The organism is Thalassotalea euphylliae (genome assembly GCF_003390375.1).
GTDB classification, from domain to species: domain Bacteria; phylum Pseudomonadota; class Gammaproteobacteria; order Enterobacterales; family Alteromonadaceae; genus Thalassotalea_F; species Thalassotalea_F euphylliae_A.
Genome location: NZ_QUOT01000001.1, coordinates 3,058,052 through 3,073,425 on the forward strand (window position 1 = coordinate 3,058,052; position 15,374 = coordinate 3,073,425).

Below are 15,374 nucleotides of genomic sequence, written 5' to 3' on the forward strand. Positions count from 1 at the left end.
TGCTTTAGATGTGATCTACTATTCTAAGAATAGCCAATTAAGAGGATCAGCCTGTTGTTAGCCGCAGTAGTAGTAGGTGGAGTCTAACAGGCAGAGAGCTAAGAGAAGCGCTTTATGGTTAAAGCGCTTTTAGTCAGGGATTAGTCTTTAAGAACAGCAGTGTTTAACGAGCCAATGGTTTGTTCTATAGCAGGTAAATACTGCTCTGCCTGTTCAAAGTCATATTCATTTAAGGCATTGGAAAGGCTAGCATCTACATCGGGTGCTAAATGACTATTCAATTGTTTACGCATTGCGCGCCATGTTTCTTGTGCTTCGGCGTCAAAGTCGGCAATTTCACTGCATAACTGAGTATGCAGTTTTGCTAATGCTTCGCTGTCTAATTCAGTGGTTAATTGGCTATCTTCTTGTCGTAATTCATTGGGTAATTCAACTGAACTGATGGCGCCAACAATCGCTATCAACTGTTGGTGTAATTCTTCGATGAGTTGTGTGGCGTTTTGCTCGTTTGCTAATGCTTGTTCGAGCCTAGCGACATTCGCTGAAAACTCCTCAGCCCCTATGCTCGCAGCTACACCTTTTAGCGTATGAGCCATACGGATTGCTTGCTCGTTATCACCTTGTTCGATTACGTCACTAATCGCGACCAAAGACTGGCCGTGGTTGTGGACAAATTTATCCAGCAAACTCAAGTATAAAGGTACATTGCCGGCGATACGCGCAAGTGCAGTGTGTGTATCTAGCAATGGAATTACTGGCAAATTATGCTGTGTGTTTGTTGCTATTTCATCAATTTGAATAGCAGGCTTACCAAGGTGCTGTTTGGGGCTGATCCATTCAGTCAGCGTGTTAAACACCTCATTCGGTGAAATCGGTTTTGTCAGATGGTCGTTCATACCTGCTTGCAAGCAGCGTTCGCGATCACCTGCCATGGCATTAGCGGTCATGGCGATTATTGGGAGCTCATCTACGCTGATTTTTTCGCGTATTTCGGCTGTTGCCTGATAACCATCCATCACGGGCATTTGAATGTCCATTAACACTGCGTCGAAGCGTGTTTCAGCTTCTGCATTCGCGTAATTGTTAAATACTTTGGTAACGGCTTGCTGACCATCTTCAGCGATATCAACATTGAAATGAGCCATTTCGAGTAGCTCAACAGCAATTTGTTGGTTAATTTCGTTGTCTTCAACCAGCAGGATATTGGCGCCTTGAATGGCTTCTGTCGAGCTCACATCTAGCTTGGCGGTATTTTTTCGACGGGTCACTTTATCACTTCGCCCTAGCGCTTTTAAATTTGCATCAAGTAGTGTTGAGGCGGTAATTGGCTTGGTTAGATAGGCGCTGATAGGCAAACCTTTTGATGCAGCGATCATATCGTCGCGGTCATAAGCGGTGAGCAAAATAAATTTTGGTGGTGTAGGCAGGCCAAGCGCCAAAATTTCTTTGATCAATGTCGACCCATTTTTGTGAGGCATGCGCCAATCGGTCAGTACAATGTCAAACGTACTTTGCTTAGCCTGTGCATTTTCAATTTGCTGTAGTGCATGATCGGCTGACTCAGCAATAACACTGGTAAAGCCAATACTTTGGGCAATCGTGTGTAAAATCTCACGAGCCGCAACACTGTCATCGACGATCAATATTTTGATGTCGGCTGCATCGGCAATTGCCAGTTGCGGATTGCTAATTGCTTGGCCAGCTTTTCCTAAGCGAGCGGTGAAGCTAAAGGTACTGCCTTTTTGGTATTCACTTTCTACCCATATTTTACCACCCATCATCTCAGTGAGCGTTTTACAGATCGTCAGCCCTAGCCCTGTACCACCATATTTACGCGTCGTAGAGGCATCGGCTTGGCTAAATGACTTAAATAGGTTTTGCATATGTGCTTCGGTCAAACCTATGCCTGTATCACTGACAGAGAATTGCAAGGTGAGCTCTTGATCAGCTTCTTCAATCGCCTCAACCTTGATGATGATCTCACCGTGATCGGTAAACTTGACCGCGTTAGTCGCTAAATTAACCAGAATTTGTCCGAGCCTTAGTGAATCGCCAACTAAACAGGTCGGTAAATTAGCTGGTAGATCAATCAGTAATTCAATACCTTTTTGTTGGCTTTTCAGCGCAATAACTTCAACGACATGATCAAGGGTTTCAGTTAAATTAAACGGCACATGTTCTAGCGTTAGCTTGCCTGCTTCAATTTTAGAAAAATCGAGAATATCGTTAATAATGCCAAGCAAAGCGTCGGCTGAACTGTGAATTTTGTTGAGGTAGTCTTGCTGTTTATCGGTTAACTGGGTTTGCAGCGTTAAATAGCTCATGCCAATAATCGCGTTCATTGGCGTGCGAATTTCATGACTCATATTTGCCAAGAAGTCACTTTTCGCTTTGGTTGCTTCAACCGCCGAGTTTTTCGCTTGCTCAAGCGCGCGTTGCGCTTCTTTGCGTACCGTAATATCTCGCACAGCGCCCGTATAGAAATGGTCGTCGTCAAAGGTAAAATCACTAACAGAAATACCAATGTCAAAAATTGAACCGTCTGAGCGAATGCCTTTTTGCTCAACAATATGACCATTGGCCATTGCCGAGCGTTCAATTTGGTTAAATGGTTTTTCCATCAACAGCTTCAGCGGCTGACCGATCATTTGTTCTTTGCTATAACCAAACATTTGCTCTGCGGAAGGCCCAAAACTGTCAATAATGCCTTGGTCATCAACGATGATAATAGCGTCAGAGGAATTGCTGATAATCGTGCGGGTTCGGTCAATACTACTTTGCAGCTCGCGAGTTCGCTCAGCAACAATACATTCAAGCTCCGTGTGTGAGCGCGTTAGCGCCTGTGTTGCGCGTGTTCCGAGTTTTAAAGTGAACAAAGTACAGCCAAATATCAGGGCTAAAGCAACGCAGATGATGCCGAGAATGGTGTACCTGAAAACCACTAATATTTCGACCGTCTCGTCAAAATCTACTTCTGCAGCAATGCCAATGTTGAGCTTGTCGTCCCACAGCCATGAGCCAACCACTTTCACCCCTAAAAATCCGTTATAACCCTCAAGGTTGGTATTGGTAAAACCTCGCGTAGCGCTATCAGCCATCGCTGTTAATGGCCAATTTGCTTGTTCTTCTGGCGTAAAGGAGTGTTTGAGTAAGTTTTTGCCTGGATTGCTCAGGCGCATGTTCAAAATAGCTGATTGATCGGCAGCAACTAAGCCAAGTGTTTTTAATTGATTTTCAAAGCGAATTTGTGACAGTAATTGCCCTTGGCTATTAAAGGCGTAGCTTTGGCCGCTTTTACCAACAAAACCGGTAGAGAAAATACGTGAAAATTGCCCATCTGGAGCGCTAGTGACCGCTAATATTGCAATAATATGAGCATCATTATCATAAATTGGTACTGCAAAGATGAGCTGAGTTTGTTCGCTCGTCGCTAAATCAAGTGCTGGATTATTGCTTGCCAGTGAAGTGATAGGCGGGATAAATTTGCTGTCTCCAGCGAGCACACTATTGAACAGCTGCCGATGGGCGCGGCTAGCTAGGTTTTGAATGCCAATTTGCGCTTCCTCGCTACTGGCAAGGTTTATCATGTCGGGTGAAATAACAAAGTAGCCTTGCTGTGCCATGTTAGGCAAGCGTTCATTAATAAATTGACCAAGTGCTTGTTGTGCTTGGGCATTGTTGAGTGCCGTGGCTTCACGACGCACCAGCAATAACTGCTCAACAGTGTTAATTAATTCTGGCTCTTTAACTAATTCATTTAATGTTGAAAACTCACCATCTACCCAGTTGGTTAAGCGATTGTGCGTTGAGCTCATGATGTTTGTCATGTTGTAGCTCAACACTTGATTAATCTTATTTTCTGCGTTGTTAATAATGACGAAAGCTAGAGACACTAAAATAATCGCTAGGCCAACAAGCCCAATTAACAACGTGTGTTGAAAACGTTTTGAGCCAAACCGCTCGGCAAGCTTTTCTTCGTTGTTGGTTGAGAGCACCATACTGATGCCAAGTCCAAATAAAATCAGCACAAGCACAAGGCCAGCGGCTAGATAGTAAATTTCCGTCTGCGAACTTTGGGTAAGCTTTTGAATTTTAGTAACATCGCTGGCATCAAGTAAGTCTTTATTGGCACTGACTAGGCTGTCAACGTTGATGGTTTCCAGTCCTTTATTGATGATATTCAGCAGCTCTGGCTTCTGCTTGGCAATAAAAAAGTGTAGTGATTCAGGTGGAATCACATGCTCGTCAATCATCACTAACGAGGTTAGCTTAGCGCTTTTAATACGACTTTTAACAACGACCTCAGCATCTAACAAGGCATCAGCTTGTCCGTTAATCACGGCATTAATTGAATCGTCAATACTTTCTGTTTCGAGTACGGTAACGGCTGGAAAGCGCGCTTTTAGTTGCTCAATGGATGTGTAACCTTTGGGGATGGCAACGGTACTATTATGGATGTCTTCAAGGGTACGCAGGTGTTTATTTGCTTTTAAAACAAACAGCTTTTCCTGCATTTGATAATATGGCTGCGAAAATAAGCCAAACTTAGCACGAGATTCAGTGACATAAATGTCAGGTAATAGGTCAATGTTGCCTTTTTGAACTTGTTCAAGCAGCTCATTCCACTGACCTGATACAATTTCAAACTTTAAGCCTGTGCGTTTTGAAATTTGGGTCAGTAAGCCGCCAGCAACGCCACCAATTTCGCCATTAGCTCGTTCAAAAATAATCGGCGGCCAATGCTCCACACCAACCGTTATAGTGTTGCTTTCAAGCCATGCTTGCTCTGTTGATGAAAGCTCAATTGGCCCAGGTGTATGAATGATTTTAGGTAAAGGGCGGTGATGGGCATGACTTTTCAAACTCGACAATAATGCTGATGTTGCACTGATATAGCGCTCTTTACTGTTTAAGTAAACATCGTCACTAAGTAGCTTCATTGCTTGGTCGCGCTGCCCTTGCTGGCTTAGTTTGATGGCAATGGTTTCGGTTGCTAATAGACGCTTATTGGCTATGTCAATCTGGTTGATAAAATCAGCATTTGCATTATTTCGATTGGTTGCAAGTGCTTCAAGCAATGCATTGAGCTTTGGTTCATGCGCTTGGTAACGTTCCAACCATTTGGGTTCACCCGTGAAAATATAGGTCAATACCGAGGCAGTCAGCACCTCATCTAAATATTTTAATTCTTCGGTAAGTTTGCGAATTTGGTGGGCATCTAAGTTACTGCTAGTTGCTGTTTGCTCCGGAATTGCATGCTCTATAAAAGCTTGCTCTGCATGTGCTGTATTGTTCATGCTAAACACTACAAAATTTAGTATGAAGCAAGTGATTAGCAAAGCATTAGATGCAAGACGTTGCACTTTGAAGCTGTTTTTCTTACCTAGTCCCCAATTCATTCTCGTCTGCTTATTGGCAAAATCTGACAACAAAAAGCTTTGATTATCCAAGCCCCCAATGCGAGCGAAGCTAGCTTGCTTGGCGTTAATAGGCCGAACAACTAGTGATAGAAGATAGCAAAAGCCAGTAAATAATATGGCTGTAAAGCTATAAAGCATGGGGTTTCGCTTCCTTAATTTTGGAGAATCGTTACAATATTTGGCACCAATGAGGCGCGCTTTTTCATCGCTAATGTGTATTGCTGTGAGTAGGATCGCTTAGCTGTAAACTACAGTATATGAACGCAATAAATAAGCCTTTGATTGGATTATAACAGGGCAACCCTTGATGAAAAACGGAGAAGTTGGTCGTTTTTTGTCATAGATCAATTGCTTGAGTGACAAATGATTACAATGAGTAGGTATTTAGTCACAAAGATCGGCACTAGAGCGTTGTGGTTTTAATCGGTAAAAATGGCTAAATAGCTATGCCCAAGCAGCTATGCCTAAGTAACGTGTGCCCAGAAAAAATTTAATAAGTAGAGCAAACCCTTGTCCTCATTTCCTATCGAACAGATCAAAGCGGATTTTTTATCTGCATTAGCAACGCAACAAACCCTAGTGCTATCGGCTCCACCGGGTGCCGGAAAATCCACAGTACTGCCGCTGTGGTTACTTGACACCGCAAAAGCAGAAAAAACCATCTACTTGTTACAACCAAGACGTGTTGCCGCCAAGAACATTGCTACTTATCTGGCAAGCCAGCTACGTGAGCCAGTTGGCCAAACCGTTGGCTATCGCTTAAGAAACGATAGTAAAGTGTCTTCGAAGACTAAATTGGAAGTGATTACTGAGGGGATACTAACTCAGCTGTTGCAGGAAGATCCTGAACTCTCTAAGGCGAGCCTTATTTTGTTTGATGAATTTCATGAACGTTCAGTACAAGGCGATGTTGCTTTTGCCTTAGCGCGAGATTGTCAGCAAGGGCTGCGTGACGATTTAACCTTAGTGTTAATGTCGGCAACGTTAGCAACAGAGGAACTGCTCACACAACTACCTGATGCGGTTAGTTTGCATTCTGAAGGTCGAAGTTACCCCGTTGACTCACTGTATCTACCGGTGCCCAATCAAGTTTTTTGGCGTGAACATGCGTTAAAAGTGATACGCCAACATGCTGTTAATCATAGTGGCTCAACTTTGGTATTTTTACCTGGTGTAGCAGATATTCGCTATCTAGCAGATCAGTTAGCAGATCATTTAACTGGCCAGCCAAATGCTCTGCCAGATGACCTAAGAATAGCGCCGCTTTTTGGTGAGCAATCACTGGCAGAGCAGCAACGGGCAATGAAAGCAGTGCAAGGGCAACGAAAAATTGTGTTAGCCACGAATATCGCCGAAACCAGTTTAACTATCGATGGTATTACCTTAGTTATTGATGCTGGTTTTGAAAAAGTTGCACGTTATGATGTGCATACCATGACCAATCAGCTTAGCCAACAAGCGATAAGCAAAGCGTCTGCAATTCAGCGGGCTGGACGAGCAGGGCGATTAGCGCCAGGTCATTGTATTCGCTTGTACGGTGAAGAAGATTTTCAGCGCCGTCCAGAGCAAGCAACGCCAGCCATATTACAAACTGATTTACTGCCCGTATTAATGGAAGCGGCAAGGTGGGGAGTGACCTCCTTGGCTGATTTACCCTTGCTCGACCAGCCAAATGAGGTGCTTACCAGTCAAGGCTGGCATTCATTAACCAAGCTTAAAATTGTTGATGAGCAGCACAAGCTCACCAAGCATGGCCAACAAGTCGCTAAGTTTAGCTGCCATCCTAGGTTTGCTCATATGTTGGTGGCCGCACAACATATTGCAACACAAGTAGACGACGAGAAAATACTGAATCTTGGGTGTTTGCTGGCAGCACTGCTCGAAGAGCGTGATATTTTAAGTCGAGAGGCCAGTCGAGATAATGCTGACATCGGCATTCGCGTTGATATGGTGATTAGTAAAGAAAAAGCGGGTAAAGCGAATGGCGCCATTGCTCGTATAGTGCAGCAGGCTAAACAGCTTGCCCGTCAGCTAGGTCGGCATTTTGATAGTAACTGGCAAGCCAATATAAGCCGCGATTATTGTGGTTTACTCTTGGCCTTGGCTTATCCAGAGCGCATAGCGAAAAAGCGAGGTCAGCAAGCAAGTTATCTTTCTTCAGCTGGTAAAGGCTTATCGTTGGCTGACACCGACCCGCTCAATGAAGAGTCTTTGATTGTTGCAGCCAATACCATCAAGTTAGGCAATCAGCAGCGCATATCATTGGCTGCACCAGTGAGTTTAGCTGCATTGGAAGCGTGGCAAGTGTTAGCAATTAGCGAGCAAGATACCCTGACCTATGATGAACAAAAAGATGCGATCAGCGCCAGTAAAAAACGTTATTTAGGCGCGATTGTGCTTGCAGAGCAGCCAAGTAATGCAGGGCTTACAGCGGCTTTGGTTGTCGAAATGTGGCATCAGCAACTGGCGAAAAAAGGGCTTACTTGGTTAAAGCTTTCTGATGAAGCTGAAAACCTGCGTTCACGTATTTGTTGGCTGGCGGTTAACCAGCCAGAACTCGCTTTACCTGTGATGGACAATGAATGGTTGATGGTAAATTTAGCCGATTGGTTTGATCCATATGTTGGTGATATTAAGAAAAAATCAGCATTACTGGCATTAGACTTCGCCACTATGCTGCATTCAGTATTGGATTATTCGCAGCAGCAAGCGCTGGCACAAAAGGCACCAAGGGTTTTTATTGGCCCGACTGGGCGCAAATGTCCTATTCGTTATCCAAGTGATGCGACGAATGAATTAGTAGGAAAGTCACCAACTGTCTCGCTGCCGATGCAAGAAGTGTATGGTTTGTCTGACTCGCCACAAGTCGGCGACAGCGCGCAAGGCAAAGGGATTAATCTTACCCTAGAGCTGTTGTCACCCGCAGGACGCCCGTTGCAAGTAACCCAAGATCTTGCTGGATTTTGGCAAGGGAGTTACCAGCAAGTGCAAAAGGAAATGAAGGGCAGATACCCCAAGCATTATTGGCCAGATGATCCTGCCAATGCTCAAGCGACCAGTAAAACTAAGCGATTTATGTAGTCGTTCGTTAAATAAATACTTAAAGAATTCCGGCATCGAAAAGTTCATTACCTGCAGTGAACTTTTTCGATACAACAACTGATAAGTTGATCGCATCTACACACGTACAATACATAGTGAATAAACTCCTCTAGATTTAAACCTTTGCTTTTTAAATAGCGACTTAATTGAGTGTCTAATTAAAAAGGAATGTGATGAAACCCTCTCAACAAATTTATTTTCTACTCTTTTTCGTAGCCGTATCGATTCAGACTGCCTGTGCTTACGATGCACAGCAAAAGCGCTTTATTCCTGTTGAACTGTTTACCGGAGCGAAATGGGACGGGACTCATCAATTAACGCTAAAACCCGTATCCACGACAACTTGCGCCCCATATGATGGCAGGCCTTGTAGCAACTTCTATATTTCAGGGCCATTTAAAACCACAGAAAATAATACTCAAATAAAGTGGGCCGGCAGTGAAATTTCTTACTACCGAAGAGCCTTTACTATTCCACATCGCGGTGAAGTTATATCGTTTTTTACCATCAATGACTCAAAAGATGGACTGGTGAGAATTTATGATAAACGACAACAGTGGGGTGTTAGAAAATACGATGGATTAGGAAGTAAGTTCCCGCTGGGTTATTGGCGGCAAGGTGAAGTGCGTACTTATCCATCACGTCGACCAACGAAAATTGAAATAATCGAGCTTGATGACCCTAATCATTGCCTTACATTTCGCTGGGTAGTTGGTCAGGGAAAGAAAAGTAATCAAGACAATAACTACACTTTTTGTCCGAATCGTGGCTTAACCAAGGTCACCCCGAATAACAAAAGCAAGTAAGCTAATGCTTGAATAGTTAAGTGATAAGTGAAAAGGGTAGCTAACAATTCGCTTAGTATTCATTTGTGCTTCGCGTCTAGCGAATAAGTTCGCTTACCCAGCATTTGACATTTTTGCTATTCAGGTAAAACATGTAGCTAATTAAACACTAGGTTATACTGCCAAGTCACGCTAAGTTAACTATGGTTCAACTGTTCCCGACAATTTTGTATTCCTGCATGGTGGGAATGACAATTCTTGCATTGCTGGATGTTTTTAAAAGGCCAAATGACAGGCAGACGGTTTTTTTAAAAGGCCTGTTGTTGTTGCTATTAACACACTTAGCAGGTGAGCTTTTTATTTATTCAGGTGCTTATGTATATGCGCCAGCGCTAGCGGGCGCGCAATTACCGTTTAGAGTATTGTTAGGGCCTGCACTTTATTTTTATGCCCACGCTACAATGTCGCCCGATAAAGCGGCCGACAAGCGCTTGTGGGTTTTGGCCATCTCGGGGCCAGTGCTCGTATTAGCCGCGATGATGCCGTTTATCTTTTTAATTAGCTCAGAAGATAAGTTGGCATTAGCCAATCCGCTAACACGTGACCCTGAACAATGGAAAATTGCATTGTTAACCTGTTTGTTTAGCGCGTTAGTTTTTATTGCATTCACACTTACTTTCTTAGGTTTTGCTTTTCGCTTACACAATGCGCACTGCCAGCAGTTGCAAGAGCGCTTTTCTGATATTGAACAACGCTCTGTAAACTGGTTTAAAACCATTCTCATTATTTGGGGAGTCACTTGGTTGGCTTTTGCTGTTGAGTTTTGTTTAAACGCACTTGGCTGGCGATGGTTTGGCAGTGGCATTGTTTTACCCGTGCTGGAAGTCATCGCTCTCGCTATTTTTATTCAAAAAGCGTTAGCACAAAAAGTGCTTACGACAGCAGATAAAGGCGTACCTCACGTCAGCCAAAAAAGAACAGCCATTCTTAGCCCTGACAAAATGCAATTGATAGCGGCCAAATTAGCGCACGCGATGAACGACGAAAAATTGTTTTTACAAGAAGACTTGTCATTGAATATGTTGTCTCAAGCCATCACTGAAACAGAAAATCATATTTCTGAAACGCTGTCGCAGCATTTACAAACGAATTTTTTCCAATTTGTGAATAGTTATCGCATTGAAGAGGCGAAAAAAGCCTTACATGATCGCAAGAAACTGGTGACGAGTATTGCGTTTGATGTCGGCTTCAACTCGAAATCAACATTCAATAATGCCTTTAAAAAAATAGTCGGTCACAGTCCATCAGCATACCGAAATCTCCTACAAGAAAATAAACACTAGATAGGCCAGAGATAATATCAATAGCATTATTGATATTATCTCTGGCTAACCATTTCTATGTAACCATCATTTCTCTGGTTGAATTACTCCACTTAGTGCTTTACACAAAAGTGAAGATTTATAGGGTAGATGCGCCTTTTCCTCTGAATTCTCTGAAATAGGCTAATTTTCTTGCAATAAAACGTGCAAATAGGCCTATTTGGACGATATCTGCGGCTTATCTTTCCATTATGTGCTTGAACGACGTTAGAAAAAGAGAACTCAATAATGGAAAATACGCGCAGTCACGATTCAAGCTCTGCAATAAAAATTACCGACAGCAATAATGTGACGAAAGTGTCGCCTGCCAAAATTGCCGACCGAGCTTTAAAATACTCGTCAGTTTTTTGGTTTATCAGCATTCTTTTGGGCCAATGGTTTTTCTTCTACTACATATTTGCGTTTTATGGCTTTTCAGTGATTAACGACAATATGGAAATTTGGAACCGTTGGGAGGCGATGGGTGCTAAGCCTTATCACGTTGGAGACTTCTCCGGTAACCTTGCCTTTGCTGCACACGCGATTGGCGCCGGTATTGTTGCCTTTGGCGGCATATTGCAGCTTATACCCAAACTGCGTAGTACCTTTCCTCGATTTCATAAAATTAACGGTTATGTTTATTTAATAACGGTATTTTGTTTGGCAATTTCAGGCTTTTACTTAGTCTGGGTTCGAGATCCTGACCCAATAAACTCATCGGGTATTGGCACCACGATTAATGGCTTTTTAATTTTGTTATTTGCTTACTTTACGGTGCGTAATGCGATTAACAAAGACATCAAAACTCACCGAAAATGGGCGTTGCGCTTATTTGTTGTCTCAAATGCCCAGTGGACATTAAGAGTTGGCACGTTTAGCTATTTAATTACAGGAAATCTATTAGGCACCAAGCCTGCTTTTGGTGATTTGTTTTTCTCACTTTGGACATTTGGATGTTATTTACTGCCGTTAGCCGTTTTACAACTGTATTTCTATGCAACAGAAAAACATTCACAGGCAATTTGGCATAGCTACTGGAATATAGCGACAAGTACTCTTTTATTCGTGTTAACAATATTGATGGTCATTGGCATGGTAGGGTTTACGCCGTTTTTACTCTCAGTCATTAATAACGAAGAGATCAGTTTTTAAGTGCTTTGGTTAAGCGCTTTGGTTAGGCGCTGCCTTTAAGCGCCTAAATAACCTCAGCTAGGGATAACTAATTTGCTTCTAGCGGCTATTGCTATCGATTGGTTAAAAACAAACTTACTGATCTAGTCTTTGTAACAGTCGTTTAGCAAGTGAATAATCAGGTGCAATTGCCAGCGCTTTATTAAACATTAACTTGGCATTTTTAATATCGCCTTGGTCTCTGCGCACAACTCCCATTCAGATATATGATTTCTTTTCTTCTGGATAAACTTGTAAGGAATATTGAAAAACCTTTTCTGCACTAGCCAAATCTTTACTCGATATGAGCTCAACGCCTAACTCATAAATAAGCGAAAAAGGAGGAGTCATTGTATATCCATATCTTTGCGACAACTTTTCAAAATGTTGGTGAAGTTGCGTCATCGTGGTCAACTTTTCTTGGGGGTTAAAGTCAGGGTACAGGGCAAGGAGTAATGAGGTAAAGTCTGTCGCTGGGACGTGGCCCTAATTAATCACCTGCTGTGACTTGTAGGTAAGATTGGTTGGTTTATGGTCAGTCAGCATGCGAGAAAATTCAGGAATAGATTCGGTTATCTCGTCGAAATCATCGTCACTATAAATAATATGGAGCGACTTATTTTCAGATAAGGTTTTTAATGGCCCTGTTTTTATTTTTTGTTGCAACTTCACCGGGATGTGATTGAGTGATGGACTGCTTGCTAGGTAGGCGTTAAACAGGCTGGGTTTGTTAAGCAGAGTATAAACGCTAAAAAAGCCACTATTGGACGCGCCAAAGAGGGCTCTAAACGGTGCCGTTCGGTACTTATTGTCAACGTAGGGAATAAGCTCTTTTTCAATAAACGCTAGGTAGCTATCTGGACTTTTTGTATCGCCGTTAGCTCGTGAAGGCAACAGAACTCGGTTTCCTTCGGGCAAGTCTATGCCGACAAGTAACATTGCAGGGATCTGCGAGCCGCCCATGTAGTCAAGCGCAGAGGCTAGCATAGCAAATCGGGCTCGGTAATCTGACCCCAACATATAAAGTACTGGATAATTGTGTTTAGTGCTGTCGTAATTTGGGGGTAAATGAATGGACAACGGGATATTTTTGCTTAAAACAGTTGATTGAATGGAGGATATTTGACCCAAAGTCACAGCTGGCTTGCCATGTTCAGCATGAGCCTCAAAACAACTTGAGAGTGCAATTAAGAGTGCAATTATGAATACAAACATTACCCTATATGCGTAAATCATCAATATATCCTTACTTGTAAGTTGAGTATTGCTCATTACAGCTTGGGAGCACGTTTGATCTAAATATCCTGCCTCGTATTCTTTGTGTGGCTATTTTTTAAAATAGTCTTAGGCAAACTCAAGGCTAAATTAAAGAGTGCACCAAAAGCTGGCGAAGTAAAAAGATGAATAAGATGAACGATATAGAAATTGAGTTAAGCGACCTGGTGCCATATGACTTATCGTCGGCTGAAGGGATTTAATTGTTTTTCTGTCGCATCAAAGCAAAGGTATAGCGCAAAACCTAAATGATCTTACTGTAGCGTTTATGTAGAATTTCAACCCGCTCGATATACACCTGAGTTTCGGGGAAAGGGGGAATACCTTGGTATTTTCGAACGGATCCCTCGCCTGCATTATAAGCTGCCGCAACTAGTCGAATATTGCCATAGTATTTCTTCATTAATTTGGCGAGGTGTTTAACTCCACCGCGAATATTTTGCTGAGGATCAAAAGGGTTTACTACCCCAAGTTCGCGCGCTGTAGCTGGCATTAACTGCATCAGCCCCTGCGCCCCTTGTTTAGAAATCACATCTTTGCGAAAGTGCGATTCGGCATGAATAATGGCACGCACTAGGTTGGCGTCTACTTGGTAATAATCGGCCATACCTTCAATTTCTTTGCGATAACTGTCGGGGTAAAGCTTAGTCTCTAGCCAGTCTATTTCAGAATAAACGCCACAGGCGTAGCAACCAAATTTCACGGTTTCATAGTAGGTATCTATTGGTTCGATGTCAGAAAAAGACAATACGCCATCTTTCGAGTGGTAGCGATACACGCTTTCTTCTGCTGGTGTGCTAACAGAGAACACCGAAATTACTGTGATGAGCAGCCAAGTAAAACAGCTAATATTGAACTTGAGTGTGGACATGATATTGCGAATATTCCCTTATCGACAGCTAGTTTTAGCACAACACTAAACCGTGTGTGCCGTGCTTATTTTTGCTGAAATAACATACTGCTTTTTTGGATAAATGTCTAAATAACCGATGCTTTTTGTCAAACGCTTTCGCCACCACGTTTTTGGTTACTAGCTTGCTGTAGATTAGCTACAGCGTTTTTGGTGAATTTAGGCTATGATCGCCGCCAAGTTAACTGCTCAGAGAACCTCACCTTGCCAACGCAAAAATCAGCTCAACAATCTGCTCAAAACGCCAGTACTGGCAAGCGACTTAATAAATTTATTAGTGAATCGGGTTTTTGCTCGCGCCGTGAAGCGGATAAATTAATTGAACGCCAGCGCGTGACAATTAATGGCAAGTTGCCTGAGCTTGGCACCAAAGTGCAAGATGGCGACCAAGTTGAAGTTGACGGCAAGCCTATTGCGGCCAGCGCTGAGAATAAATCGGATCGTATCTATATTGCTTACCATAAGCCAATCGGTGTGATATGTACGACTGAGCGCCAAGTGCGGGGCAATATCGTTGATGCCATTGGTCATAAAGAGCGTATCTTCCCCATTGGCCGTTTAGATAAACCCTCGGAAGGATTAATTTTTCTGACCAGTGACGGTGATATCGTTAATAAAATTCTTCGTGCTGAAAATGCTCACGATAAAGAATATATTGTGACGGTAGATAAGCCGATCAGTGAACGCTTTGTTGAACGCATGTCACGCGGGGTGCCTATTCTAGGAACGATCACTAACCCCTGTCGCGTTGAACCTGTCAGTCGTTTCGTGTTCAAAATCACCTTAACTCAAGGCTTAAACCGACAAATTCGCCGTATGTGTGAATACCTTGGCTATGAAGTGACTAAGCTCAAACGCGTGCGCATTATGAATGTTGACTTAACTGGCTTAAAGCCTGGGCAGTGGCGCAACTTAACCCAAGGCGAGTTAGCGCAAATTAACAGTGCGGTGAAAGATTCACGCAAAACGTCACTTAAAGCTGAGCAGGCAGAAAATGACAGCAGAAGAGACGATAAAAGTCGTTCAAACGCTCGCTATGCGAAAAACGATGAAGCGGCTAAAAAGCCAGAAAAAAAGTCGCAAAATAAGCCACATAACAAGCGAGATAATGAACAGCATCGCGAGAACAACTCAGTAGCAAATTCAAATCGCAAAAACGACAAGCACAATGCTAAATACAATGGTAATCGAGATAATCAATCAGCTAAACCTGCTCGCGAAAGTGAACAACCGAGAAAAGCTCGTGCCGAACAGCCAAAACAAAAATCAAATAAAGGCACAAACAAAAGTACAACCTACCGTATCGATAATCCTAATGCTAAAGGCACTAAAAAAACTGACAATGAAGTGA

Annotated in this window: 7 protein-coding genes and 1 pseudogene; 5 read left to right on the forward strand and 3 right to left on the reverse strand. The window is 42.8% G+C overall.

Translation table 11 applies throughout. From position 1 onward, the window contains the following. Nucleotides 1-140: 140 nt before the first annotated feature. The gene (locus DXX94_RS13545; RefSeq protein WP_181901558.1) at nucleotides 141-5,297 is read right to left on the reverse strand and encodes a response regulator; all 5,157 of its coding nucleotides are present in this window, start codon (nucleotides 5,295-5,297) and stop codon (nucleotides 141-143) included. Nucleotides 5,298-5,930: 633 nt separating this feature from the next. Between DXX94_RS13545 and hrpB the strand changes: the two genes are divergently transcribed. The 4 genes from hrpB to DXX94_RS13565 all read left to right on the forward strand — a co-directional run bounded on the left by hrpB (nucleotide 5,931) and on the right by DXX94_RS13565 (nucleotide 11,820). Then, nucleotides 5,931-8,501, forward strand: a complete 2,571-nt coding sequence (gene hrpB / locus DXX94_RS13550; RefSeq protein ID WP_116016670.1) for an ATP-dependent helicase HrpB — start codon at nucleotides 5,931-5,933, stop codon at nucleotides 8,499-8,501. Nucleotides 8,502-8,695: 194 nt separating this feature from the next. Further along, nucleotides 8,696-9,328, forward strand: coding sequence for a hypothetical protein (locus tag DXX94_RS13555; protein ID WP_116016672.1), 633 nt, complete (start codon nucleotides 8,696-8,698; stop codon nucleotides 9,326-9,328). Nucleotides 9,329-9,555: 227 nt separating this feature from the next. Next, nucleotides 9,556-10,650, forward strand: a complete 1,095-nt coding sequence (locus DXX94_RS13560; RefSeq protein ID WP_258872170.1) for a helix-turn-helix domain-containing protein — start codon at nucleotides 9,556-9,558, stop codon at nucleotides 10,648-10,650. A 267-nt stretch (nucleotides 10,651-10,917) separates the two neighbouring features. Next, nucleotides 10,918-11,820, forward strand: coding sequence for a DUF2306 domain-containing protein (locus tag DXX94_RS13565; RefSeq protein ID WP_116016676.1), 903 nt, complete (start codon nucleotides 10,918-10,920; stop codon nucleotides 11,818-11,820). A 504-nt stretch (nucleotides 11,821-12,324) separates the two neighbouring features. Here the strand turns inward: DXX94_RS13565 and DXX94_RS13575 are convergent. Then, nucleotides 12,325-13,074 carry an alpha/beta hydrolase gene (locus DXX94_RS13575; RefSeq protein ID WP_181901559.1) on the reverse strand — a complete coding sequence of 250 codons (750 nt, stop codon included), beginning with the start codon at nucleotides 13,072-13,074 and terminating at the stop codon, nucleotides 12,325-12,327. Between the two features lie 283 nt (nucleotides 13,075-13,357). After that, nucleotides 13,358-13,984, reverse strand: a complete 627-nt coding sequence (locus DXX94_RS13580) for a lytic transglycosylase domain-containing protein (RefSeq protein ID WP_116001811.1) — start codon at nucleotides 13,982-13,984, stop codon at nucleotides 13,358-13,360. A gap of 312 nt (nucleotides 13,985-14,296) precedes the next feature. On the opposite strand from DXX94_RS13580, the pseudogene rluF reads away from it, so the two are divergent. Next, a pseudogene (gene rluF, locus DXX94_RS13585) lies at nucleotides 14,297-15,169 on the forward strand (23S rRNA pseudouridine(2604) synthase RluF); the annotation flags it as partial. Nucleotides 15,170-15,374: the final 205 nt, after the last annotated feature.

Excerpts from the sequence above, each read along its gene's own strand:
- DXX94_RS13545 (WP_181901558.1), bottom strand. The coding sequence starts at position 5,297 with ATGAACAATACAGCACATGCAGAGCAAGCTTTTATAGAGCATGCAATT.
- DXX94_RS13555 (WP_116016672.1), top strand. The coding sequence starts at position 8,696 with ATGAAACCCTCTCAACAAATTTATTTTCTACTCTTTTTCGTAGCCGTA.
- DXX94_RS13560 (WP_258872170.1), top strand. The coding sequence starts at position 9,556 with ATGACAATTCTTGCATTGCTGGATGTTTTTAAAAGGCCAAATGACAGG.
- DXX94_RS13565 (WP_116016676.1), top strand. The coding sequence starts at position 10,918 with ATGGAAAATACGCGCAGTCACGATTCAAGCTCTGCAATAAAAATTACC.
- DXX94_RS13575 (WP_181901559.1), bottom strand. The coding sequence starts at position 13,074 with ATGATTTACGCATATAGGGTAATGTTTGTATTCATAATTGCACTCTTA.
- DXX94_RS13580 (WP_116001811.1), bottom strand. The coding sequence starts at position 13,984 with ATGTCCACACTCAAGTTCAATATTAGCTGTTTTACTTGGCTGCTCATC.